Here is a 22683-nt window from a genome sequence, read left to right as displayed (position 1 = left end):
CGTTCCAGCAACAGCGCCACAGCCTCGGCGCCCATCTCGAGGGTGGGTACGTCCGCCGCGGTCAGTGGTGGGCGGAAGTCCTCGGCCCAGTGCGCGGCGGCGACCCCGATGACCGAGAAGTCACGCGGCACCACCCGCTTCGCCGCCGCCAGCGCCCGCTGGATGCCGGGCAGAGCGGCCTCGTTGATGGTGGCGACGGCGGTGACGTCCGGATGGGTGCTCAACAACCGGCTCATCGCCTCCTCACCGGCCGTGGCGTCGTCACCGCAGCACAGGTCGACACCGGTCAGGCCCCGTTCGGTCACCGCCTCGGCGAAACCGGCAAGGGCCCGATGGCCGGGACCATAACCGGCGGCGACCAGCTCGGCCGAGCGGTTCAGCAGGGCGACCCGTCGGTGCCCCAGGTCGGCCAGGTGCTGCACGCACCTGGCGATCAGTCCCTGGTAGTCCACATCGATCCAGCTGGTGTCCGACGGATCGGCGGTGCGGCCGATGGTCACGAAGGGCAGCCGGCTCTGCCGCAACCGGTCGACCCGGTCGTCCTCAAGCCGGATCTCCATCAGGATCACCCCGTCCACGCGGCGTCCCGTCACGATCCGCTCGAACGACCGGTCGTGATCGCCGCCGGAGGGGGAGAGCAGCACATCCAGGTCAGCCCGCGCGGCCGCCTCGACCACGCTGGCCACGAACCCGAGCTGCATGTCGGTAAGCCGCTGGCTGGCCGGGGGGATGACCAAACCGATCGTACGGGTGCGCCCCTCCTTCAACGCCCGAGCGTTGGCGTTGGGGCGGTATCCCAGCTCGTCGATGACTGCCTGGATCCGTTGCCGGGTCGGCCCAGAGACCGCTCGCTTGCCACTCAACACGTAGGAGACGGTGCTGCGGGACACGCCCGCGCGACGGGCGATCTCCCCGATGTTCATCCCGCTCCTCGCTGTCGAATCGATTCAAATCAGGTTATCGGAGGGGCACCGGACGAGGTCAACGCGCGCCGGGGAGATCCGATCCGGCGACGCGCGCGGCAAGGATGGTGACGCGTACGTGCTCCCGGAACCGGGTCTCGGGATGCAGCGCCTCCCGGACCCGGCCGGCGAACTCCGACCGCTGCTGCGGCGCGGGCAGGGTGTCCACCGACAGGGCCGAGAAGACGCCGCCGACGAGATCATCCAGTCCGATCTCGTCGGTGTACTCGACAACCGTCTCGTCCACCTGGTAGCCGGCGGCCACCAGGCCGTCCCGGTACCGCCGCTGGCTGTCCGCGTCGGTGCCGCAGGTCCGCACCGGCCGGGTGCCGAGCCACTGCTCCAGACAGTCGCGCAGGGTACGGGACCAGGCGGTGTCCTGGAGCCACAGCGGGGTCCCGTTCGTCACCACCGCCACCCCGCCGCCCGGCCGCAGCAGCGGCTGCAACCGGTCGAACAGGGACTGATGATCCATCCAGTGCAACGCCTGGCCGATGGTCACCGCACCGACGCTCCCTTCGCCGAGCAACGCCACCAACGCGGGCATGTCGATGTCGGCGCCGAGCAGCCAGTTGACGTTGCCGATCCGCTGGTCGTGGGCCGCACGTCGGGCCAACGTCAGCATGTCCGCCTCCGGATCCACGCCGAGGACCGCCCGTACCCGCGCCGCGAGCGGCAACGCCAACTGGCCCGTGCCACAGCCCAGATCCACCACCCGGTCCTGTGCGGTCAACCCGAACGCCGTCGCCAGCGCGTCGACCACCGGTCCGGGATAGCCCCGCCGATAACGCTTGTAGTAACTGGCCACCTCACCACCGAAACCAAGTCCCATGGCCGCCAGCCTGCTCCGGTCAGGCCGCCCCGGGCGAGAAATTCTGCTGACAGCAGCGGTCCCGCCGGTAGTGGTACAGGTCCCAGACCCCGTGCCCGGCCAGCACCAGACCACTGGGCAGGCACCGGAGGTCAGGGCAGGTCGTGGCTCACCTGGCCGGCAGTGCCACCCAGTAGCGCCGGAGGCGGCCGAGTTCGGTGTCGCGTACGTCTTCGAGCACCCCGCCGCGACGTTCGATGACCCGGGCCGAGGCGGGATTGTCGACGTGGCAGGTGATCAGGCAGCGGTCCATGCCCCGCGCTGCGGCGTGTCCGAGGACCCGACCCAGCGCCCACGTCGCCAGGCCCCGGCCGCGGGCCGACGGGCGTATCCCGTAGCCGATGTGGCCGCCGGCCCGCAGCAGGAAGTCGTTGAGCCGGTACCGCAACGAGATCGCACCGAGCACGCTGTCGTCCTCGACGATCCACCAGAACGAGGCGTGGACCAGCCCCTGCGGCGGTGGGACCGACTGGTCCGACGCGCGCCGCAGTTCCGCCACCCACGCGGCGAAACCCGCAGCCGTGTCCACCTCGTCGCTGTCTCTCAGGCCGCTGCCGTCCTGGTGGACCCCGCGGCCCCACTCGTCCCGTGCGGCGAGCCACGAGTCGCGCAGTCGGGTGGTCGGTGCGATCAGATCAGGCACCCGCCGAGCCTAGGTGGTGCTCCCTCACCACGCGTCGGAATAACGCGGGTGGGCGGTGCCGCCGCTGTGCGATGGTGACCACCATGAAGAGCCGTCTCCTCCGCGACTCCTATCAGGATCCGCTGGTGAAAGGCGAGGTGGAGTACGCAGCGCTCACCCCCGAGGGTGTGGCGGACGACAAGCCGCTGCCGCTGATCCTGGTGTTGCACGGAGCCAACTCCTCCCGCGAGTTGTTGGCGATGCTGCAACCGATCGTCGAGCAGTTGTGGGCCGACGGGTCGCTGCCCGAGTCGCTCGTCGCCTGCGCCTCCACACCGACGATCGGTGGCTTCTACCTCGACCGGCCCGGTGACGCCTGGGAGAGCCTGATGGCTGACGGCTTCCCCCGGTTCCTGGCCGAGCGGTACGCCGTCGACGAGACCCGTGTCGCGCTGCTGGGCGCCTCGATGGGCGGCTACGGCGTACTCAAGATCGCTTTTGCGGAGCCGCGTCGCTGGCTCGCGGTCGCGACCGTGGCACCGGCGCTGCTGCCCGCGCTGACCTCCACCCAACTGCGCCCCCGCAACACCCTCGACGTGCTCAGCCACCTGGCCGGTGAGATGACCAGCGAGGGCGGCGGGTTCGCCGCCAACAGCGTCCTGCACCGGCTGCGGAGCAACGCCGAGGCGATCCGGGACAGCGCGTTACCGATCTTCCTGCGCTGCGGCGACCGGGACGTGTTCGCCCTGCACGACGGCACCGAGCAGTTGCACCGGGCGCTCTGGGACCTCGACGTCGGCCACGAGTACCACCTCGTGCAGGGCGGCGACCATCTGGGCCCCGAGGCGCTCGCCGGACCACGGGCCGCGTTGGCGTTCATCGGCGCGGCGCAACGCGCCGCCGCCGGGCAGGACCGCAGCGCGGCCGACCGGCAACGCGAAGCCGCCTGGCGGGACTGGGCCGCCGGCGGACGCGAGGGCGCCCCGCCCGACCTGGACCCGAGTGCACCCAGCGCCTCCGTGGCGCTGCGCGTGATGCTCGAACCACAGGTGACCGAGGCGGCCCGGCGGGACGACAGCATGAGCCGCCGCTACGGCATCCTGCCCGACCTCGACGGGTGACCGTGGCTTTGGGATGCTTCGGCCATGTCTCCTTCAGCAACGAGGTCCATCGACGACATCAAGGACGAACCGCTGCGGGCCCAGTTCGAGTTCTTCATCGACGTGCACCGCGCCGCGCTCACCGCCTGCCTGGACGGGCTGACCGAGGAAGAGGCCCGCCGGTCGCTGGTGCCCTCCCGGACGACCCTGCTGGGCCTGGTCAAGCACGCGACCTTCGTGGAGAAGGTCTGGTTCGACGAGGCGATCACCTGCCGGTCACGCGACGAGATCGGCATCCCCGCCACCCCGGACGAGTCGTTCATCCTCGACGACACCGACACCATCGCCGACATCCAGCAGGCGCACCGGGATGCCTGTGCGGCGTCCCGGCGCGCAACGGCCCCGCTGCACCTGGACGACCTGCTGCACGGCAACCGGCGTGGCCCGTTGCCGCTGCGCTGGGTGTATCTGCACGTGCTGCGCGAGCTTGCCCAGCACTGCGGACACGCCGACATCCTGCGTGAGCAGATCCTCAGCGAGCGGCGCGACGACTCCGTGCCCGGTTAGGGACGTTCGACCCGGGTGGGGTTGCCGCGGACCAGTTGGTCGTGCAGGCGCCAGCGAGCCGTGTCGGCCTCGCGTGCCGCCGCCTCGTCGGTCTGCGCGAGGCGCTGCCGCAGCAGGTGCAGGGCGATGCGGCGGTTCAGGCTGAACTGCCGTTCGGTGTCGACCACGACGACAGTTCCGGTCGGGCGGTGGGTGGCCCGCACCGCCGTGCTGGCCTTGTTGCGGTGCTGGCCACCGGGACCGCCGGTGCGGCAGGCGACGATCTCGACCTCCGTCTCCAGGAACGGGGTGGCCTCGGTGCCCGGTGGGCACGGCCGGGCGGTGACGTACCAGTTCTTCCGGCCGACACCGGCTCGGTACGGGCTCGGCGCCTGCCAGCACAGCGTTCCGGTCCACCCGGCGGCGAACTCCTCGGCACCGGCACCGTCGATCTCGACCAGCACCGACCGGTAGGTGCCGGGCCGGTCGCCGGCAACGGTGTCGACCCGGCGGGTGGTCAACCGCCGCCGTACGGCCTCGGCCTCCAGGCGACGCAGCAGCCGGGCCAGCGCCCAGGCGCACTCCTGCGGACCCCGTCCGGCCGAGAGCAGCAGGCGTACGCTCACCGCCGGCCCCGCTTGCGGCGTTCCGTTGCCACACCGACGTCGGCCGTCTTGTACGTGACCAGCGGTACCGTGGTCACCACCGGCGTGGCCAGGCGATGCTCGACCAGGTCGGCGATCACCTGCTCGATGCGCTTGTAGGCGCTCGGCGCCTCCTCGAAGAGCAACTGGCGGTCGCCGCACACCACGAGCGAGCCCACCGGCGTACGCCGCAACTCCTCGACGGTGTGCTTGACCCGGTTCCGGCGCAGCGCGTCGCCCCGGGACATCTTGCGGCCCGCGCCGTGCGCCACCGAGTGGTTGGCCTCCGGCCCGGCGTGCGCCGCCACCAGGTACGACGGGGTGCCCCGGGTGCCGGCGACCAGCACGTCCCGACCGTCACCGGGGGCTGCGCCCTTGCGGTGCAGGTAATGCCCGTCGCGTACCTCGACCAGGTTGTGACACTCGTCGACGATCGGCTCGGTCGGTGCGGCACCAAGGGCGTGCGCGACCCGCGCGGCCAGCAACCGCCGGTTCAGCGCACCCCAGCGCACCGCCTCGTCGTGCCTGGCCAGGTACGCCTCCGGATCCGGGGCCGGGCCCGCGCCGTACCGCTCGGTGTGCGCCCGCAGGATCCGTTCGCCGAGCCCTCGGGATCCGGTGTGCACGACGAGCACGAGGTCACCGGCGGCCAGCCCGAGCCGGGCCGCGTGTGCCGCGTCGAGCACGCTGCCGACGCGCGCCAGCTCGACGAAGTGGTTGCCCCGGCCGACCGTACCGAGGCCCTCGGTGTGGCCGGCGGGAATCTCACCCGCCAGGACGTTCCACGCCGGATCGTCGGCGTCCCGCTCCGGGTCCAGCGGACGGTCCAGGTCGGGAAAACGCGCGGCCAGCTTCTCCGGTACGGCCCGCTTGAGCGTGATCGGGAAGACCGCGATGCCGCAGCCGATGTCGGAGCCGACCAGGAACGGGTACAACACGCTCGACGCCATCGCGGCACCGATCGGCGCACCCTTGCCGGGATGCAGGTCGGGCATGCCGGCAACGTGGATCATGCCGTCGAGGGCGGCGACCTGGCGGCACTGCGCGACGGCGTCGGATTCGATCCAGCTGGTGGGGGAGGCGAAGACGGTGACCGTGGCCGGGACGGACGCGGGCAAGCTGGGTGAGGACAAGGAGTTTCTCTCCTGGACGGAAGAAAGGCACGGACGGCGGGCAGGAGGCCACGAGCCGGCGCCGGGATTGCCTCGGCGCGGCAGGGGTGCGATCCGTCAGTACGTCATGACGCTCACCCTGCCGCAGCCCTACCGCACCGGCAACCGACTTTCCCGCCGCCCAGCTGGAACCGGCGGCGCGGTCGGTGAAACCCGGGAAGTGTCGGGGCGGGCGGCTATCCTCACGCATCGTGACGTCATCGGTAAACGAGATCCCCGCTGAGCTGCTGGAGTTGTTCGCCGACGAGGAGTCTCGTCGGCGAACGCTGACCGTGCCGCTGCCGCCCGGCCGGACCGTACGCGTCGACGAGGGCGACGGTGAGCGAGCGGTGCTCTGGGTGAGCGACGACCCGGCACCGGCCGGTTTGTGGCCGCGCCTACACGCGGCGCACGGCGACTCCGGGCTCTGGCCGCTGCTGCTGGACAGCCTGCCCGGTGAGCCGACCCGCCCCTGGGACGACGGCGAGTTGTGGCCGGACGGCCTCTCCTCACCCGCGCAGCATGATGTGGCGCAGCTGCTCGCCGGCTGGTGGGCGTCCCGCACTGGCAGCGATGACGAGGACTCGGCGTCGCGGGCCACCGACCCGTACGGCCGGGACTGGCCCGGCCTGGCACCGGCGGCGCAGCCACGGCTCGCGCCGCAGCAGCACGCGGACCACTGGGCCGAGCAGTTGGCGCACGCCCAGCCCTCGATGCGCCTCGGCCTGGTCGCGGCCGACCGGGGCAGCGACGCCCTGACCGTCGCCGGCTGGCAGGGGCCGGCCAACTACACGAACGACACCGGCAAGATCTCCGCCGTGCTGCGGAGCTGGGAGGACCGGTTCGGGGTACGAGTGATCGGTGTCGGCTTCGCCGAGCTGTATCTCAGCGTCGCCGCCCCACCTGGCGACCTCGCCGAGGCGCTGCCGATCGCCGCCGAACACTTCGCCTTCTGCCCGGACAACATCTGGCAGGGGCCGCACCCGCACACGCTCGGCGGCTATGCCGACCGCCTGATCGACGCGCCGACCTGGGCGTTCTGGTGGGACTGAGCGGCCGGGTCCTGCTGGCGTGTGGTGGTGAGGGTGACCAGGAAGGCCGGGTGGTCGGTGGTGCCGGCCATGTCGATCGAGCTGGTGGATTCGATGGTGATGTCCGCCGTCGCCATGAACTGCTGCACCCCGCCGTCATGGCGGTGCAGGTAGTCGGCCGGCACGCAGGAGCGTACGTCCGGGGTGCCGCCGTGGCGCAGGTTGAGGTCACCACTGACCACCGTGGGCTGGTAGCCGCTGTTGGCCAGCACCTGCGGGATGGCCACACCGAGCAGATGTGAGCACTGCGCCAGGGCGAGAGTGGCGCTGGTGTACGCCAGATGCGTCGTGCAGGCGAGGTAGGCGGTGGTGGCGTCGACACAGAGCCAGGCCCGCTGCTCCGGGTCGGCCGGGTCCTGCGCCGGGTAGAACCCGCGGTGCACGGTGTGACCACGGTCCGGGGCGGCGAGCCGTGCCAGTAGCCCGACGCCGTACTGCTGCCCGTTGCGGCACTGGTACGGCTCGCCGGTGCGGCCGTTGCGCGCCGGCTGGAACAACGCCACCACGGTGCCGTCGCGTACCTGCGTCATCGCCTGTTTCAGCGCCTCCACGTCGCCGGAGCAGATCTCGTTGAGGGTGACCACGTCGGGTCGCTCGGCGCGGATCACCTCGGCGGCCTTCTCGACCGACCGTCCGGTGTAGCAACCCGTCGCCATGCCGCTGTTGCAGAGATTCAGCTGAAGCACCCGCAGCTGGGTGACGTTCTCGGCCGGACGCGTCATCGAACACCCGGCCAGCAGCGCGGCGACGAGCATCAGGCTGACGGCCAGCGGTGGCCGCAGAAAGCGGTACGGAGTCATACACCTGACCTGTGCTCACGAAGGGGCGGCAAGCGTATCGGCATCGCCGGTGCGGCGGTCGGGATGCTCTCCGTCGCACACTCGTCGCGCTATGAGGAAAGAGGTATGGCTCGATCTATTCACTCGCTCCGTCGCACCGTCCTACTCTGCGGCTGCCGGTGACCCCGGCGTTGCCTAACCGTCAGGAGAAGATGTTGCGAGTCACTTCGGTGTTGCGTGCGTTCACCGCCTTGACCCTGACCTTCGCCGCCGTGGCCGTCGTCCCTGCCACCACCGCCGCGGCCACCGCGCAGCCCACCGCCCCGCAGCCCACCGCCCTGGCGGTACCGGACATCTCGCTGACCAACACGAAAGCGCATCTGCAACAGTTCCAGGCGATCGCGAACGCCAACGGCGGCAACCGGCGCTCGACGACCGCCGGCTACACCGCCTCGGTGACCTACGTGTTCGACAGGCTGGTCGCCGCCGGGTTCACCGTGACACGGCAGAACTGCACCTCCGGCTGCACCAGTGGCGCCGGCCCGAACGTGATCGCCGACTGGCCGGGCGGCGGGGACCCGAACAGTGTCTACATGTTCGGCGCACACCTGGACGGCGTGTCCGCCGGCCCCGGCATCAACGACAACGCGTCCGGGTCGGCGACGCTGCTGGAGATCGCGCTCACCCTCGCGGCAACCAACCCGAGCCTGACCAGCCGGGTCCGGTTCGCCTTCTGGACCGACGAGGAGCAGGGCCTCAACGGGTCGAGGTTCTACGCCAACAACCTGCCCAGCATGGAACGGGCGAAGATCAAGGCGTACTTCAACTTCGACATGGTCGGCTCCACAAACGGCGGCTACTTCATCAACCGGATCACCTCCGCCCCCGGTCAGACGTTGAAGGCGTACTACGACTCCATCGGCGTGCAGACCGAGGAGAACACCGAAGGTGCCGGCCGCTCCGACGACGCTCCCTTCAACGCGATAGGCGTGCAGACCTCGGGTGTGGCGGCGGGCGCGTCCCGGGTGAAGACCGCCGCGCAGGTGGCCAAGTGGGGCGGCACGCAGAGCGCCTTCGACCCCTGCTACCACCGGGCGTGCGACACGTACCCGAGCAACATCTCCGACACCGTGCTCAACCGGGCCGGCGACGCCGCCGCGTACGCCCTGTGGACGCTGGCTGCCGGCACCCCGGCGACGGTGGTCTGGTCGGACACCTTCGAGACGGCCACCGGCTGGACCACCAACCCCGCCGGCACCGACACCGCCACCCTCGGCCTCTGGGAGCGCGGCGTGCCGCAGGCCACCAACTCCAGCGGGGCCAAGCAACTCGCCGCCACCATCTCCGGCACGAACGACCTGGTCACCGGCAGGCTCGCCGGCACCTCCGCCGGTGACTACGACATCGACGGCGGTACGACGAGCGTCCGCTCGCCCGCCATCACGCTGCCCGCCACCGGCCCGCTGACGCTGAAACTGTCCTGGTATCTCGCGCACGGCAGCAACGCCACGAGCGCGGACTTCTTCCGGGTCTCCGTCGTGCACAACGGCGGCACCACCGCCCTGTTCACCCAGCCGGCCAGCGCGACCAACCGCGACGCCGCCTGGGCGTCGGGCAGTTGGAGCCTCACCAGCTACGCCGGCCAGTCGGTGCGGATCCTCGTCGAAGCCGCCGACGCGGGCACCGCCAGCCTGGTGGAGGCCGCCGTCGACGACGTCGTCATCACCCAGGGGTAGCTCCCCCCGGCTCCCCCCGTTGATCATGAGGTTAGCGGCAGTTGTTGATCTCTAGACCGCCGCTAACCTCATGATCAACGGTGAGGTAGGGGAGAGATTGCGCTCGTTGCTGGGACGAGTGGACCATGACGTCCCAGTGCCCACACTGTCAGCGCGAAGCAGCAGAGCGCGGTTCCGGTGATCGTGACCGCTGTCCAGCCGCCTGCGGACCAGAGCGTGGTGGCGGCGGCGGAGCCGATAGCAGCGCCGATGAAGTTGCTGGCGGCGAGCGCCGTGTTGAGCCGGCTGCGGGCCTCGTGGGAGAGGGCGAACAGCCGCGCCCGGTTGAGGAGGGCCTGCATCTGGAGCGCGACGTCGATCATGATGATCACGATGACGATAAGTACGACGGAGCGGCCGGCGAACGCCGCGGTGACGAAGGCGCTGAGGGCCAGTACCCAGGCCGCGCCGGTGGCCGGAAGCGACCAACCTCGGTCGTGCAGCCGACCGCCGTGCAGGCCGGAAAGGACACCAGCGAGGCCAGCCAACCCGAACAACCCGATCACCGCTACCGGATACCGGAACGGTGGGCCGCTGAGTAGGAACGTCAGCGCCGTCCAGAACAGCGAGAACGTGGCGAACCCGGTGGCGGCCAGGACCAGCGTCCACCGGGCCACCCGCTCGCGCATGACCACCGGGCCGACCGAGGCGATGAGCTGTGGGTACGGCATTCGCGTCCGCGGTGCCAGCGGTGGGATCGCGCGATAGAGCAGGACCGCGAGCAGGACGGCGACGACCGCGGCGAGGGCGAAGATCGCACGCCACCCGGCGGCACCGGCGACGAGCCCGCTGATCGTGCGGGATGCCAGAATGCCGGTGAGGGTCCCGGACCCAACGACGCCGACGATCCGACCGCGGTGGGCGTCGCCGGCCAGGTCCCCGGCGAGCGGTGTGAGGATCTGCCCGGAGATCGTCGTCATGCCGAGCACACCCAGTGCGAGGAGGAGCACGCCGATCGACGGCGCAAGCGCGCACAGCAGCAGTGCGGCGGCCGAGGCCAGCAGCATCACCGGGACGAACCGGCGCCGGTCGAGGACGTCGCCGAGCGGCACGAGCAGCAGCACCCCGAGGGCGTACCCGACCTGCGTCGCGGTGACGAGCCAACCGGCCGTCGGGGTCGCGGCGCGCAGATCGCCGGCAATGAAGCCCAGGAGCGGCTGCGCCCAGTACAGGTTGCCGATGGCCACTCCCGCCGCCAACGCGAACAGGAACGTCAGCCGACGGCTCATCCCCGACGGCGGTGCCATGCGGCGTGCGGCCACCCTGCCACGCTAAGGCGCGGGATCAAGGACCACGGGGGATCGTGCCCATCGCCGCCGACGAGTGGCGAGACCCGCTCGGCGACCCGGTGCGTACCGGTGACTGGCTCGACTACTTCGACCGCGAACTCGCCGACGAGCCCTGGCGGCAGGTGCTCGCCCGATGGTGGCCCCGCCTGTTGCCGGGCATCGCCGCCGGCGCCACCCATGGCGTGATCCGGGTCGGCCACGCGGTGCGCGCGCTGCTGGAGCAGGAAACCGCACCCCGGGTCGCCGAACTCGGCCAGGGTCTGGCCTACTGGGCTGCCCGCTGGCAACCCCTCGCACCACCCGGCACCGGGCCGTACCGGGCCACCGATCCACGCACCGCGCTCGACGCGGTGCCGCGCGTACCCGACCAGCGTTTCGGAATCCGGTTCCGCCTCGCCCAACTCGCCGACCTTCCCGACTGGCCAGCGGTGGCCGCGGCGGTGCCGCACGGCGAAGAACACGTCGGGGAAACGGCCGATGGAGACGCCGTCCCGGCTCGCCTGGCCGGCATCGTGCACGCGGCGGTCGTCCGGCACGGCACCCACGGGTACGCCAATCCGGTCATGCTGGTGCACGCGGCCACCGCGCCGAACGCGGTCCTGCGTACCCTGCCCGCTCTGCCCGGGACGCTCTGGGCGGCCAGTCTGGCCGCTGCCTGGGCCGCCACGGCGGCCGTCACCGCCGCGTACGCCCCGGCAACCGGACGCCCCGCGCCGCCGGCCGCACCCGACGTGGATCCCGCCGAGGTCATGCGGCACGCGGTGGACTCCGCCGGACCACACGCCATCAAGTTCGCCGACGCCGCGCTCGACGCCTACGCCACCACCAGCGACGCTGCCGTCCTCGCAACCTCGCTCCTCGCGACCGAGCAGACCGGAGGGTGGTGAAACCACGGCGGGCATGGGTGTGCATCTGATCAAGCGTGGTTCTCGAGTCGCTCAGGGGAGAAGGCTGCGCCCCTCCCAGGTTCCGTGTTCGGACAAGGGGCGGAACCGCATGAACGCGGATTCGTGGTGGAAGTCGCGGCGATGCTGTTCAGCCATGGCGACGTTGTGGGTATGGGCCTGCGGGACGGCGCTGCGGCCGTGGACCATGTCGGTCATCTCGCGGACGCTGCGCCAGATCGTGAAGGTGGAAAATGTGTGGGGCGGGCGCATCGCTGCGGTGGCGAAGGTGGCGCCGGGGTGGCCGGCGACCAAGCGTTCGACCGGCCGCCCCCATTTCAGGAACCGGGGCAGTTCGAGAAGCTTGAGCCGGGCGAGGGTGACGGCCACGATCGGCTCCTCCGGATCCGACCGGCCCGCCTGCACCGGCAGGCCGGCGAGCGCGGCCACCTCGCCGTAACGCCGCAGGTACTGCAATCGTACATGCCATCCGTCGGCGAGCCGCCGCCCTAGATCGTCGTCTGCGAGGAACCGTTCCAACGCCGATGCGTCGTCCCACTCGGCGAACATCGCGAGGCGTCGCAACTGCATCCGTTCCACCGACAGCACCGGGGAGCCGAGCCGCATGAGCGGGAAACACTCGGCATGCCGCAGTCCAGCCGCCCGAGGCCCGCGACGCAGTGTGCGCAAGGTCAGAGCTGGCGGAAGCAGTGCGAGGTGGAACGAATGCATCATCGGCCCATCATCCCCGTCGTCCGCGCCCCGCGTCCCTGCCGTGCCCCTGGCTCTCCGGGTCCGGATGTTCCGACGGACACCACAAACAATTCGGCGGCGGGTCTGCTGGTAGCGGAATCACCGTACCCGCCCTGCTGATCGGCGGCGGACCGCCGAGCCCGGTACCTCAGCAGCACGTCGCCGAACTCGCCGACCGGTTGGCCGACGCTCGCCTCATCACCATCGACGCCGGCCACCTGGTGCACGAGACCGCGCCGGCCGCCTACCTCGACGCGGTAACCAAGTTTCTGGCCCCGAAGTCTGAATGATGTCCCCGGGCCCGGCTGATCAATTCTGTTTCGGCGGAATGGCGGGCTTCTGGCGCTGCCGGGTTACCGCCATCGCGTCGAAACGGCGTCAGCTAGCATCCCCGCTGATGGCGGAGTTCGTGCATATCACCGGGACGCGCTCTACTCGACGGATCCAGCGCTCGGGAATCTCCGCGCGCAGTCACGGGCGGGCTGGCGGACGAGGCGTGTATTGCATGCCAGTGCTGCCGTCGTTCACTCTGACCTACCAGTGGGTGCGCGAGCTGCGGCGCTGGCACTCGGGCGTGCTGGTCGCGGTACATCTGCGGCTGCCGGACGACCAGCCGGTGACCGTCGGGCGCTATGGTGCCCCACCGCGCCAGGTCACGGCCGCACAGGCCGTCGCGGTGGTACGCGAGCTCGATGATCCGCGCGGCTACGAGGTGTTCGTGCCCCGCGCGATCACCACCGCCGAGGTGAGACAGGTCCGGGACATTCCGCAGGGGGTCGGCTGGCGCTACCTGCCGGCAGCCCACGGCCGGCGGCCCTGCCCGTGCCCAGCCTGTCTGCCGCGCGGCGCGTACAAGGTGGCCAGGCTACGCCGGCGGTTCCCGTACGACGCGCCACCCAGGCCGAAGAGCGAGCTGATGACGTGGCTGCGGACGGCAACCACCGCTGACGAGATCATCGACGTGCTCTATGAGCTTGGCCGAGGCCGGCGCGGCGGCGCTGAGGAGCTGGCGTACCTGGCCGATCATCCCGACCCGGACGTACGCGACACCCTCGAAAGCATTCTGCGGGCTTATCGCGGCCGCAACGCGCGACGGCTCCGCGAGCGGCTAGCGGCGAGCGATTCGCCAGCATCAGATCTGGACAGCCACTGATTGCGTTGCCGGGTGCGGTGTCGTCCGCACCCGGCACCGTGTTCAGGCGTCGAAGCCGCCGGACTTGATGCGCTGGACGAAGCCGGTCCACTGGTCGGCGGTGAAGGACAGCACCGGCCCCTGCCGGTCCTTGCTGTCGCGGATCATGACGGCCTGGGGCGGCGTGGCGACCTCGACGCAGTCTCCCGCGTTGCTCCGCGTGCTCTTCTTCCAGTTGAGGGGGGTCATGTCTGTTCCTCCGCGATCGATGCGATGAGCTTGCGAGACTGCGCCTCGCTGAGGGCCTTCTTTTCGGTGGCGGACCACACGGCACCGTACGCCTCGACCTCCGCAGGCTTGTCGAGGTACAGCGCGCCGGTGAGGCCGTCCGAGTAGATGATCGATGGTTCACGCCCCTCGTCGAAGTCGAGGATCGTGAACGCGCCGTTGGTCATGCTGGAGCGGTGCAGGTCGACGCTGAACGGCACCACCCGGAGGGACACGTTCGGCTGGCGGCTGACCGTCACCAGGTGAGTAAGTTGTTCAGCGTCCACGCCTCGGCGGAGGACAGCCTCGTCAAGCATGATGTCGACCTGTGGGGCGCGGGGTGTGGTGCGGGCCAGCAGCGCTTGTCGGCCAAGTCGCAGCGCGACGCTTCGATCGATCTCCTCGGCGTTCAGGTCGGGTCGTGCGACCTCGAAGACGCGGGTGGCATAAGCCTTCGTCTGGAGCAGGCCGGGGATCAGCTGCGCCTCATACTTGCGCAGACGAGCCGCGGCGGCTTCCAGTCCCACGTACAGCTCAAACCACTCGGGGATGGCGTCGCCGTAGGAATGCCACCAGCCCCGCCCCTTCGTCTCCTTGGCGAGGCCCATCAGCGCCTCGGTAATTTCCGGTGACGCTCCGTACACCCTGCACATTGCCTCGACGTCGAGCGATCGCATCGAGGTGGCACCGGTTTCGATGCGCCAGATCTTCGGAGTGGACCATTCGAGGGCATCGGCCGCCGCCCTGACCGTCATGCGCGCTTCCTCGCGAAGCTGCCGCAGATGCCGCCCGAGTTGTCGCCTCGGGACTGTCGAGCCGGTCTCCGTCGCCACTGGCTACTCCTTCTCCGTGACTACATACCGGACGAGGCTTGCGCTCGGTATGTAACACCTGTCGACCACGCTTAGCAATCGAATCTTCCGGGATGAAATCCTCTCACCCGTTTCATCTAAAATGTAATATTGCGCCCCGGTGAGTCGGCGGTGAACGATGGGCGCTGGGTGTGGTGGCCGGATGACCGTGCGTGGCTCGGCTGCCGCTCCCCTCACACGAGGAGGGGCAGATGATCCGGCGAGTCAGCTACGACCACTACCTGGCCGTCATTGCGCTCACGCTTCGGCGTAGGCACCGGCCGGTGTGGTGTTGGGTCAGGTGGCGGATGGTCTGCCGCTGTGGCAACGAGTTGCCGTGCCGGGTTCGGCATCGGGTGCCGATCAACCGAGGCCAGTGGCCGGGGGAGTCCGCATGACGGCGCACGGGCTGGTCTTGCCGATCTGGACCTGCGCGGGTGTGGATCGCCCTGGCTCTGCTGCGACGCAGGACACGGGCTGGGTGCCCGCCGCCCTTCTGCATCGCCGATTCCTCGGCTGGCGGCCGTGATCAGCCTTCGAGCTGGAGACTTGCTTCTCGTCGGTCGGGAGGCCAGCGTGCAGTTCACCGCGCCGATCCTGTTTCGTCTGATCCGCGTGCTCGACCGCCCCACCTACCACGGCTGGATCTGGTTGGAGGGCTACCAACTCGACAACAGGGGCGACGCGGTGGAGCGGCGGTCCGTTTTCGTGATGAAGGCGGGGCTGCGCGTTGCCCCGGCATCCATGGTGGGGAAGCCGGGGCAACGGTGCCCGGTCAGTGCGCGCCGCAGAACACCCTCCTGACGAGAGTGTCCAACGCCGTCGGGAACACCTCCGCCGGGTCGACCGGAGCGTCCCCGGTGGTCAGGCCGGCGGTCAGGGTCTTACGGCCGTCGGGTGTGCTGTACATGAGTGCCCCGTAGCCGCCGGGAGCGCCTCCGTTGTGGTGGTAGATGGTGCCGCAGTCGGGGCCGAGATCCTGTACGAACAGTCCGAGGCCGTAGTCGATCGGCCCCTGGGGCTTGCGCATCTCGGTCAGCAGGGGGGCCGGCAGGAGGTTGCCACCGTTGAGTGCGGCGAAGAAGGTGTGCAGATCCCGGGTGGTCGAGATCATGCCACCGGCCGCGAGCAGCATGGAGAGGTTCTGCCGGGAGACGTCGACCACCTTCCACTGGTCGGCGTCCTGGTAGCGGTAGTAGCCGTGGGCGTGCGGCTCGGGCAGGTCGGTGATGTTGCCCGCCAGCGCGGTGTCGCGCAGCCCGAGCGGCCGCAGGATCCGCTGCTGCATCTGTTCGCCGTACGATTCGCCGGTGACCCGCTCGATCAGCAGCGCGGCCAGCGTGTAGTTGGTGTTGGAGTAGCTCCAGTCGGCCCCGGGCTCGAATCGCGCCGGCTTGGAGAGCGCCAGCTGCACCAGCTCCTGCGGCTGGTAGGTGTGCAACCGGGTGTCCACCCATTCCTTGCCGGCGGCGGGGATGCCCGGCATGACCGTCCCGTCGGGGTAGTACTCACCGGTGTAGTTGAACAAGCCGCTGGTGTGTTGCAGCAGCATCCGCGCGGTGATCCGCTTGTCCAGGTCGAGGTCGGGCAGGTGGTTGGCCACCGGGGCGTCAAGCTGGAGCCTTTCCTCGGCCACCAGTTGCAGCACCAGGGTGGCGGTGAAAGTCTTGGCGACGCTGCCCGCCCAGAATCGGCCGTCGGTCGCTGGTCGGACGGTCTCACCCAGCTTGCGCACTCCGGCGCTGCCGACCCACTCGCCCTGATCGTCGTGCACACGCAGCTGTATCCCGGCGAAGCCGGCGGCGACGAACTCTTCGATGGCTTCTTGCAGTTCCGGGCGATCCTGAGCGGTGTTGGTCATGACGGCTACTCCCTAGTGGCTGCGGGCGGTGATGTTGCCGTGGGTGGTGGTCGCGTGGATGTTCAGCCCGGCGGCGGCGCCGTCGGTGTTGTTGAGCGTGTTGTGGATGCGGCCGTGGCCGGTGCGGGCATCCAGGCACGCGGAGACTTCGCGGGCGGCCCCGACCGTGATGTCGCCGTGCTCGGTGCGCAGCGTGATGGTGCCGGTTACGGCCTCGGTGATGTGCAGGTCGCCCTGCTCAGTGCTGATCTGCGCGGGTCCGCCCAGCCGGCCGACCGAGATGCTGCCGGACTGCCACGTCAGTCGAGCGCTTGCGGTCTCGTCGAGATTGACCGTGCCCTGTGCGCCATCGACGGTGACGTCGCCGAGTCGTCCGACGCCCCGAAAGTCGACGTTGGCCGCCTTCGCCTCGATCCGCGAGCCGGCGGGTAGTTGGACCGTCACCTCGACCGATCCGGAAGCGCCGAGGATCCGGTTCGTCGCCTTCGGGGCCTCGATCCGTAGGACGCCATCGCCGATGGCGACCTCGATGCGCTCCGCCGCCTGCACGTCGCGGCTCCTGGCGGCGTCCGCAGGCAGGATCTCGACCGTGGTGTCGGCCCGGTCGGCGGCGATGAACTGAACCCGCCCCGCGGGAATGTCGAGCAGGACCGAAACCGGCGTCGGGGTGTCGAACGTGCGCATCGTCAACTCCTTCGATCAGATGTTTCCAACACCAGAAAAGCTACGTTGCCTTCATCCATCCGGCAACAACGCTGTTGCATCCGCAAGCTAAAAGCACAGTTCAGATCGCTTATATCGTTGCAACTGCTCTACTTTTAACGCAACATGCGAACGGTGATCGTTGCAATGGTTGGGAAGGAACGCTACGGTGGCGATAGCCCACGGATGATGAAGGAGGCCGCGATGCCGGGAGGCAGGCTCACCCCACAGGAGCGCCAGCAGATCACCCTCGGGTTAGCCGATGGGCTCGCCTACGCGGAGATCGCCCGACGCCTGAACCGCCCGACTTCGACCGTCACTCGGGAGATCGTGCGAAACGGCGGTCCCGCCGCCTACCGTGCCGACCTCGCCCAGCACGCCACCGAGCGTCGGGCCCGCCGCCGCCGAAGGGCCACACCCGGCAGCCCCGCTGTGCCGCCCCCGCTCCACGGACGCGATGCCGACGCCGTACGCGAGTACGAGGAAACGTTCGCCACTGTCTTCATGCAGTCGGGCCTGCCCAGGATGACGGCCCGGACCCTGGCCGGCCTCTACACCACCGACACCGGCAGCCTCACCGCCGCTGAACTCGCCGGGCGTCTGCAGGTCAGCCCGGCGTCCGTCTCCAAGGCCATCGCGTTCTTGGAAAGCCAGGGCCTGGTCCGCCGCGAGCGCGACGATCGACGCCGCGAACGCTACGTCGTCGATGACGACGTGATGTACCAGTCCACGATGGCCAGCGCCCGAGCCACCGCCCAGCTCGGCGAGATTGCCCGGCAGGGCGTGAACGTCCTCGGCTCCGGCACCCCGGCCGCCGCCCGCCTGGAGAACATCGCCCGCTTCGTCGACTTCGTCTCCGAGAGCATTGCCCGCGCCGCAGAACAGGCCCGCGACATCCTCCACGCCACACCCACGACCACATCGGGCCACGCCGGCTGACCCACGTTCAGCCCGGGCCGGGCGAATCAACCCCGCAGGGGGTACGGGACGAAGGTGCTGCGGTTTTCGTCCACGTCGAGTTGGCGGCTGATTGGGGGAGCGGCACGCTGCGGGCAGGTCATCCGGTCGCAGGTCTTGCAGCCGGGGCCGATCGGGGTGGCGGCCTCGGCGGCGTGCAGGTCGACGCCGGTGGAGTAGACCAGCCGGCTGGCGTGCCGGGTCTCGCAGCCCAGGCCGATCGCGTACACCTTGCCGGGTTGGCCGTAGCCGCCGTGGTGGCGGGTGATGGTGCGGGCGATCCAGAGGTAACGCTGGCCGTCCGGCATCGCGGCGACCTGGGTGACGACCCGGCCCGGTGAGCTGAACGCTTCGTAGACGTTCCACAGTGGGCAGGTGCCGCCGGTGCGGGAGAACGGGAAGCCGGTGGCGGACTGCCGCTTCGACATGTTGCCGGCCCGGTCGACCCGGACGAACGAGAACGGCACGCCGCGCGCCCGGGGGCGTTGCAGGGTGCTGAGCCGGTGGCAGACCGTCTCCCAGCCGATCGCATAGTGCTGGGTGAGCAGGTCGATGTCGTAGCGGCGCTGCTCGGCGGCGGCCAGGAACTGCTCGTACGGCAGGATCAGCGCCGCCGCGAAATAGTTGGCCAGGCCGACCCGGGTCAGGATCTGGGTCTGCACGTCGTCGAAGTGCTCCGACTCCACGATCTCGTCGATCACGTCGGCGAGTTCCAGCAGCGCGATCTGGGCGGCCATCCGCATCGCCTCCTGGCCGGCGCGCAGCGACGTGGACAGGTGCAGCGTGCGCGTCTGCGGACGGTAGCGGTGCAGTTCGCCGCCGAGCGCGTCGGCGGCCTCACGCCGGACGGTGACGCCGTGCCGTTCGGCCAGGCGGTCGCGCAGCAGACCGCGGACCTCGCCGCGCCGCAGTCCCATCTGCGCGGCCAGCCGCTCCGCCCCCTCGTCCAGCTCCGGTACGTAGTTCTGCCGCCGGTAGAAGAACTCGGTGACCTGGTCGTGCGGGCTGCGGCCGACCCGTTCCCGGTCGCCGACCAGCTCGGCGAGCTGCTCGTCGACCTGCTGGTAGCGGCGGTGCAGCTCGATGACGGCGGCGGCGACCTCGGGCAGCCGGGTGGCCAACTCGGTCAGCTCGGCGGCACTGGCCCGACCGGGCAGCGCTTCGCGTAGCCCGGTGACCAGTCGCGGCGTGTCGTGCGCGGCGAAGACCGTCGGGTCGACCCCGAACAACTCGGTGATGCGCAGCAGCACCGGCACCGTCAGCGGTCGGGTGTCGTGCTCGATCTGGTTGAGATAGCTGGGGGAGATGTTCAGATGCCGGGCCAGTTCCGTCTGGCTCAGCGCCCGCTCCTCGCGTAGCCGGCGCAGCCGAGCCCCGGCGAAGGTCTTCGTCATCGCCCTCACCTCCCCGGCTCCGGCGGTCTCTGGTCAGCACACGTTAGCACCGCTGCCAATAGCGGCTTTCACAACTTTGCAAAATGGCTGTTCGACTTTTCAAAGATTGGCTTTTTCCGTCCCTCGACCGGCCCAGGCCACCCGTGTGACCGTGGGCGACACACCGGTGGCCAGCGTCGGCGCAGCGCCGGCGGAAGTGCCAAGCGGACTTGTGAAGGGATGAGCATCGATGGTTACCGCAGTCGAGCAGTTGCAGCACGAATGGGACACCAACCCCCGGTGGCGGGGAGTGCGACGCAGCTACCGCGCCGAGGACGTGGTGCGGCTGCGGGGCGCGATCCAGGAGGAACACACCCTGGCCCGGCACGGCGCGAACCGGTTGTGGCGGCTGCTGAACAGCGAGGACTACATCCACGCACTCGGCGCGCTGACCGGCAACCAGGCCGTGCAGATGGTCCGGGCCGGGCTCAAGGCGATCTACCTGTCCGGCTGGCAGGTGGCCGCCGACGCCAACCTCGCCGGACACACCTACCCCGACCAGAGCCTCTACCCGGCCAACTCGGTGCCGGCGGTGGTGCGTCGGATCAACAACGCCCTGCTGCGCGCCGCGCAGATCACCACCGCCGAGGGGGAGACCTCCGGGATCGACTGGCTGGCCCCGATCGTCGCCGACGCCGAGGCCGGCTTCGGTGGCGTGCTCAACGCGTACGAGCTGATGAACGCGATGATCGCGGCCGGCGCGGCCGGCGTGCACTGGGAGGACCAGCTCGCCAGCGAGAAGAAGTGCGGCCACCTCGGCGGCAAGGTGCTCATCCCCACCGGCCAGCACATCCGCACCCTGGAGGCGGCCCGGCTCGCCGCCGACGTGGCCGGGGTGCCGAGCGTGGTCATCGCCCGCACCGACGCCCAGGCCGCCACGCTGCTCACCACCGATGTGGACGAGCGCGACCAGCCCTTCGTCACCGGTGAGCGCACCGCCGAGGGCTTCTACCGGGTGCGCAACGGCATCGAGCCGTGCATCGCCCGGGGCCTGGCGTACGCGCCGCACGCCGACCTGCTCTGGATGGAGACCAGCACCCCGGATTTGGAGGTGGCCCGCCGCTTCGCCGAGGCGATCAAGGCGGAGCACCCGGACCAGCTGCTCGCCTACAACTGCTCGCCGTCGTTCAACTGGCGCAAGCACCTCGACGACGCCACCATCGCCAAGTTCCAGCGGGAACTCGGCCACATGGGCTACAAGTTCCAGTTCATCACCCTGGCCGGTTTCCACGCCCTGAACTACTCCATGTTCGACCTGGCCCGGGGCTACGCCAGCGACGGCATGTCGGCGTACGTCAACCTGCAGGAGCGGGAGTTCGCGGCAGAGCCGGCCGGCTACACCGCCGTCAAGCACCAGCGGGAGGTCGGCACCGGCTACTTCGACCTGATCAGCACCGTGCTCAACCCCGCCGCCGAGACCACCGCCCTGCGTGGCTCCACCGAAGAGGAGCAGTTCGCGTGAGATACGAGATCATCGGCCCGATGGCCGAACGGTACGACGAGGTGCTCACCGCCGAGGCGCTGGAGTTCCTGGTCACCCTGGACAGCGAGTTCGCCGCCCGGCGGGTGGCCCTGCTGGACACCCGCCGGGCCCGCCGGGACCGGTTCGCCACCGGTCAACTGCCCGACTTCCTGCCGGAGACCATCGGCATCCGCGCCGACCCGACCTGGCAGGTGGCCCCGCCCGCACCCGGGCTGGAGGACCGGCGGGTCGAGATCACCGGGCCGCCGGACCGGAAGATGACGATCAACGCGCTGAACTCCGGTGCCAAGGTGTGGCTCGCCGACTTCGAGGACGCCACCGCCCCCACCTGGGAAAACGTCATCGGTGGACAACTCAACCTGATGGACGCGCTGGACCGCCGGATCGACTTCACCGACCCGCGCGGCAAGCGGTACGCCCTCGCCGAGGAGTTGGCCACCATCGTGGTCCGGCCGCGCGGCTGGCACCTGGTGGAGAAGGGCATCGTGGTGGACGGGCGGCCGATCTCGGCAAGCCTGGTCGACTTCGGGCTCTACCTGTTCCACTGCGCCCGCCGGCAACTCGCCGCCGGTGCCGGACCGTACTTCTATCTGCCGAAGCTGGAGGGTCACCGCGAGGCGCGGCTGTGGAACGACATATTCGTCTTCGCCCAGCACTACCTGCGCCTGCCGCAGGGCACCATCCGGGCCACCACGCTCATCGAGACGATCACCGCCGCGTTCGAGATGGAGGAGATCCTCTACGAGCTGCGGGAACACTCGGCGGGACTGAACGCCGGCCGGTGGGACTACATCTTCAGCATCATCAAGAACTTCGGGCAGTGGCCGGACTTCGTCCTGCCGGACCGGGCCGAGGTCACCATGACCGTGCCGTTCATGCGGGCGTACACCGAACTGCTGGTGCGGACCTGTCACCGGCGCGGCGCGCATGCCATCGGCGGGATGGCCGCCTTCGTGCCCAGCCGCGATCCGGAGGTCAACGCCAACGCCCTGGCCAAGGTCCGCGCGGACAAGCAGCGGGAGGCCGGGGACGGCTTCGACGGCTCCTGGGTGGCCCATCCCGGCCTGGTGTCCACCTGTCGGGAGGTCTTCGACGAGGTGCTGGGCGAGCGCCCGCACCAGCTCGACCGGCGGCGTGACGACGTGGAGGTGACCGCCGCCGACCTGCTCTCGGTGGACAAGACCCCGGGCCAGGTGAGCGAGTCGGGACTGCGGTCCAACATCGCCGTGGCGCTGCGCTACATCGACGCCTGGCTCGGCGGTGCGGGCGCGGTGGCGCTGTGGAACCTGATGGAGGACGCGGCGACCGCCGAGATCGCCCGCTGCCAGGTCTGGCAGTGGTGGCAGCACGGCACTCCGCTGGCCGGTGGCGGCACCGTGACCGAGGAACTGGTCCGCTCGCTGCTGGCCGACGAGCTGGCCACGCTGACGGAGGGCCGCGACGCCGCCGAGCGGGAGCGCGGCGAGCAGGCCGCCCGCATCCTCGAGGAAACCGCCCTGGCCGAGCACCTGCCCCCCTTCTTCACCACCC

22 protein-coding genes and 1 pseudogene are annotated in these 22683 nt (G+C 70.1%); 10 read left to right on the top strand and 13 right to left on the bottom strand.

Annotation, left to right across the window (positions count from 1 at the left end; genetic code table 11):
• The 3 genes from C1I93_RS14065 to C1I93_RS14055 form a co-directional block, all read right to left on the bottom strand.
• The coding region (locus tag C1I93_RS14065) for a LacI family DNA-binding transcriptional regulator (protein WP_111243722.1) at positions 1-923 on the bottom strand (923 nt) is incomplete at its 3' end.
• Positions 924-981: 58 nt separating this feature from the next.
• Positions 982-1794 carry a class I SAM-dependent methyltransferase gene (locus C1I93_RS14060; protein ID WP_111243721.1) on the bottom strand — a complete coding sequence of 271 codons (813 nt, stop codon included), beginning with the start codon at positions 1792-1794 and terminating at the stop codon, positions 982-984.
• A 148-nt stretch (positions 1795-1942) separates the two neighbouring features.
• Positions 1943-2476 (bottom strand): GNAT family N-acetyltransferase, encoded by a 534-nt coding sequence (locus C1I93_RS14055; protein ID WP_111243720.1) that lies wholly within the window; start codon positions 2474-2476, stop codon positions 1943-1945.
• An 83-nt stretch (positions 2477-2559) separates the two neighbouring features.
• Here C1I93_RS14055 and C1I93_RS14050 point away from each other — a divergent pair, with 83 nt between their 5' ends.
• Both C1I93_RS14050 and C1I93_RS14045 read left to right on the top strand, forming a co-directional pair.
• Positions 2560-3576 carry an alpha/beta hydrolase-fold protein gene (locus C1I93_RS14050; protein ID WP_181445165.1) on the top strand — a complete coding sequence of 339 codons (1017 nt, stop codon included), beginning with the start codon at positions 2560-2562 and terminating at the stop codon, positions 3574-3576.
• Positions 3577-3600: 24 nt separating this feature from the next.
• Positions 3601-4122 carry a DinB family protein gene (locus C1I93_RS14045; protein ID WP_111243718.1) on the top strand — a complete coding sequence of 174 codons (522 nt, stop codon included), beginning with the start codon at positions 3601-3603 and terminating at the stop codon, positions 4120-4122.
• Here C1I93_RS14045 and prfH read toward each other — a convergent pair.
• Complete coding sequence (gene prfH / locus C1I93_RS14040; RefSeq protein ID WP_111243717.1) at positions 4119-4727, bottom strand: peptide chain release factor H; 609 nt, start codon at positions 4725-4727, stop codon at positions 4119-4121. The genes C1I93_RS14045 and prfH overlap by 4 nt on opposite strands.
• Positions 4724-5878 (bottom strand): RNA ligase RtcB family protein, encoded by a 1155-nt coding sequence (locus C1I93_RS14035; RefSeq protein ID WP_111243716.1) that lies wholly within the window; start codon positions 5876-5878, stop codon positions 4724-4726. Before C1I93_RS14035 ends, prfH begins: the two co-directional genes overlap by 4 nt.
• Positions 5879-6108: 230 nt before the next feature.
• Between C1I93_RS14035 and C1I93_RS14030 the strand changes: the two genes are divergently transcribed.
• A complete protein-coding gene (locus tag C1I93_RS14030; protein WP_212808450.1) occupies positions 6109-6948 on the top strand; it encodes a DUF4253 domain-containing protein in 840 nt (279 codons plus the stop codon).
• On the opposite strand, the gene C1I93_RS14025 is transcribed toward C1I93_RS14030, so the two are convergent.
• Positions 6897-7787 (bottom strand): endonuclease/exonuclease/phosphatase family protein, encoded by an 891-nt coding sequence (locus C1I93_RS14025; RefSeq protein WP_181445164.1) that lies wholly within the window; start codon positions 7785-7787, stop codon positions 6897-6899. The genes C1I93_RS14030 and C1I93_RS14025 overlap by 52 nt on opposite strands.
• 212 nt (positions 7788-7999) lie before the next feature.
• Here C1I93_RS14025 and C1I93_RS14020 point away from each other — a divergent pair, with 212 nt between their 5' ends.
• Positions 8000-9502: a M20/M25/M40 family metallo-hydrolase gene (locus C1I93_RS14020; RefSeq protein WP_438819580.1), complete on the top strand. Its 1503-nt coding sequence runs from the start codon at positions 8000-8002 to the stop codon at positions 9500-9502.
• Positions 9503-9576: 74 nt separating this feature from the next.
• Here the strand turns inward: C1I93_RS14020 and C1I93_RS14015 are convergent, their stop codons facing one another.
• Positions 9577-10803, bottom strand: coding sequence for an MFS transporter (locus tag C1I93_RS14015; RefSeq protein WP_223256288.1), 1227 nt, complete (start codon positions 10801-10803; stop codon positions 9577-9579).
• A 20-nt stretch (positions 10804-10823) separates the two neighbouring features.
• On the opposite strand from C1I93_RS14015, the pseudogene C1I93_RS14010 reads away from it, so the two are divergent.
• Positions 10824-11717: pseudogene (locus C1I93_RS14010) on the top strand (questin oxidase family protein); the annotation flags it as partial.
• Between the two features lie 51 nt (positions 11718-11768).
• On the opposite strand, the gene C1I93_RS14005 reads toward C1I93_RS14010, so the two are convergent.
• On the bottom strand, positions 11769-12341 hold the full coding sequence (locus C1I93_RS14005; RefSeq protein ID WP_220039576.1) for a hypothetical protein: 573 nt from the start codon (positions 12339-12341) through the stop codon (positions 11769-11771).
• A 523-nt stretch (positions 12342-12864) separates the two neighbouring features.
• On the opposite strand from C1I93_RS14005, the gene C1I93_RS13995 reads away from it, so the two are divergent.
• Positions 12865-13620, top strand: coding sequence for a HEAT repeat domain-containing protein (locus C1I93_RS13995; protein WP_146603499.1), 756 nt, complete (start codon positions 12865-12867; stop codon positions 13618-13620).
• 42 nt (positions 13621-13662) lie between these two features.
• On the opposite strand, the gene C1I93_RS13990 is transcribed toward C1I93_RS13995, so the two are convergent.
• Together C1I93_RS13990 and C1I93_RS13985 are read right to left on the bottom strand one after the other, a co-directional pair.
• Positions 13663-13848 carry a DUF397 domain-containing protein gene (locus C1I93_RS13990; protein WP_111243712.1) on the bottom strand — a complete coding sequence of 62 codons (186 nt, stop codon included), beginning with the start codon at positions 13846-13848 and terminating at the stop codon, positions 13663-13665.
• The gene (locus C1I93_RS13985; RefSeq protein ID WP_111243711.1) at positions 13845-14699 is read right to left on the bottom strand and encodes a helix-turn-helix domain-containing protein; all 855 of its coding nucleotides are present in this window, start codon (positions 14697-14699) and stop codon (positions 13845-13847) included. Before C1I93_RS13985 ends, C1I93_RS13990 begins: the two co-directional genes overlap by 4 nt.
• 594 nt (positions 14700-15293) lie before the next feature.
• Between C1I93_RS13985 and C1I93_RS13975 the strand changes: the two genes are divergently transcribed.
• Positions 15294-15521: a hypothetical protein gene (locus tag C1I93_RS13975; protein ID WP_420811726.1), complete on the top strand. Its 228-nt coding sequence runs from the start codon at positions 15294-15296 to the stop codon at positions 15519-15521.
• Here the strand turns inward: C1I93_RS13975 and C1I93_RS13970 are convergent.
• Both C1I93_RS13970 and C1I93_RS13965 read right to left on the bottom strand, forming a co-directional pair.
• Positions 15493-16578: a serine hydrolase domain-containing protein gene (locus C1I93_RS13970; RefSeq protein WP_111243710.1), complete on the bottom strand. Its 1086-nt coding sequence runs from the start codon at positions 16576-16578 to the stop codon at positions 15493-15495. The two genes, C1I93_RS13975 and C1I93_RS13970, sit on opposite strands and share 29 nt — an antisense overlap.
• A 12-nt stretch (positions 16579-16590) precedes the next feature.
• On the bottom strand, positions 16591-17262 hold the full coding sequence (locus tag C1I93_RS13965) for a DUF4097 family beta strand repeat-containing protein (protein ID WP_111243709.1): 672 nt from the start codon (positions 17260-17262) through the stop codon (positions 16591-16593).
• Between the two features lie 222 nt (positions 17263-17484).
• Between C1I93_RS13965 and C1I93_RS13960 the strand changes: the two genes are divergently transcribed.
• A complete protein-coding gene (locus C1I93_RS13960) occupies positions 17485-18219 on the top strand; it encodes a GbsR/MarR family transcriptional regulator (protein WP_111243723.1) in 735 nt (244 codons plus the stop codon).
• 26 nt (positions 18220-18245) lie between these two features.
• Here C1I93_RS13960 and C1I93_RS13955 read toward each other — a convergent pair whose 3' ends face one another.
• Positions 18246-19631, bottom strand: a complete 1386-nt coding sequence (locus C1I93_RS13955) for a short-chain fatty acyl-CoA regulator family protein (RefSeq protein ID WP_111243708.1) — start codon at positions 19629-19631, stop codon at positions 18246-18248.
• A gap of 229 nt (positions 19632-19860) precedes the next feature.
• Between C1I93_RS13955 and aceA the strand changes: the two genes are divergently transcribed.
• Both aceA and aceB read left to right on the top strand, forming a co-directional pair.
• On the top strand, positions 19861-21132 hold the full coding sequence (gene aceA / locus C1I93_RS13950) for an isocitrate lyase (protein ID WP_111243707.1): 1272 nt from the start codon (positions 19861-19863) through the stop codon (positions 21130-21132).
• 20 nt (positions 21133-21152) lie between these two features.
• The coding region (gene aceB / locus C1I93_RS13945; RefSeq protein ID WP_258378287.1) for a malate synthase A at positions 21153-22683 on the top strand (1531 nt) is incomplete at its 3' end.

Source organism: Micromonospora endophytica (assembly GCF_003236305.1).
Lineage (GTDB): Bacteria > Actinomycetota > Actinomycetes > Mycobacteriales > Micromonosporaceae > Micromonospora > Micromonospora endophytica.
Note: the sequence above shows the minus strand (reverse complement) of the source record. Positions and strands in the feature narration are given on the sequence as shown.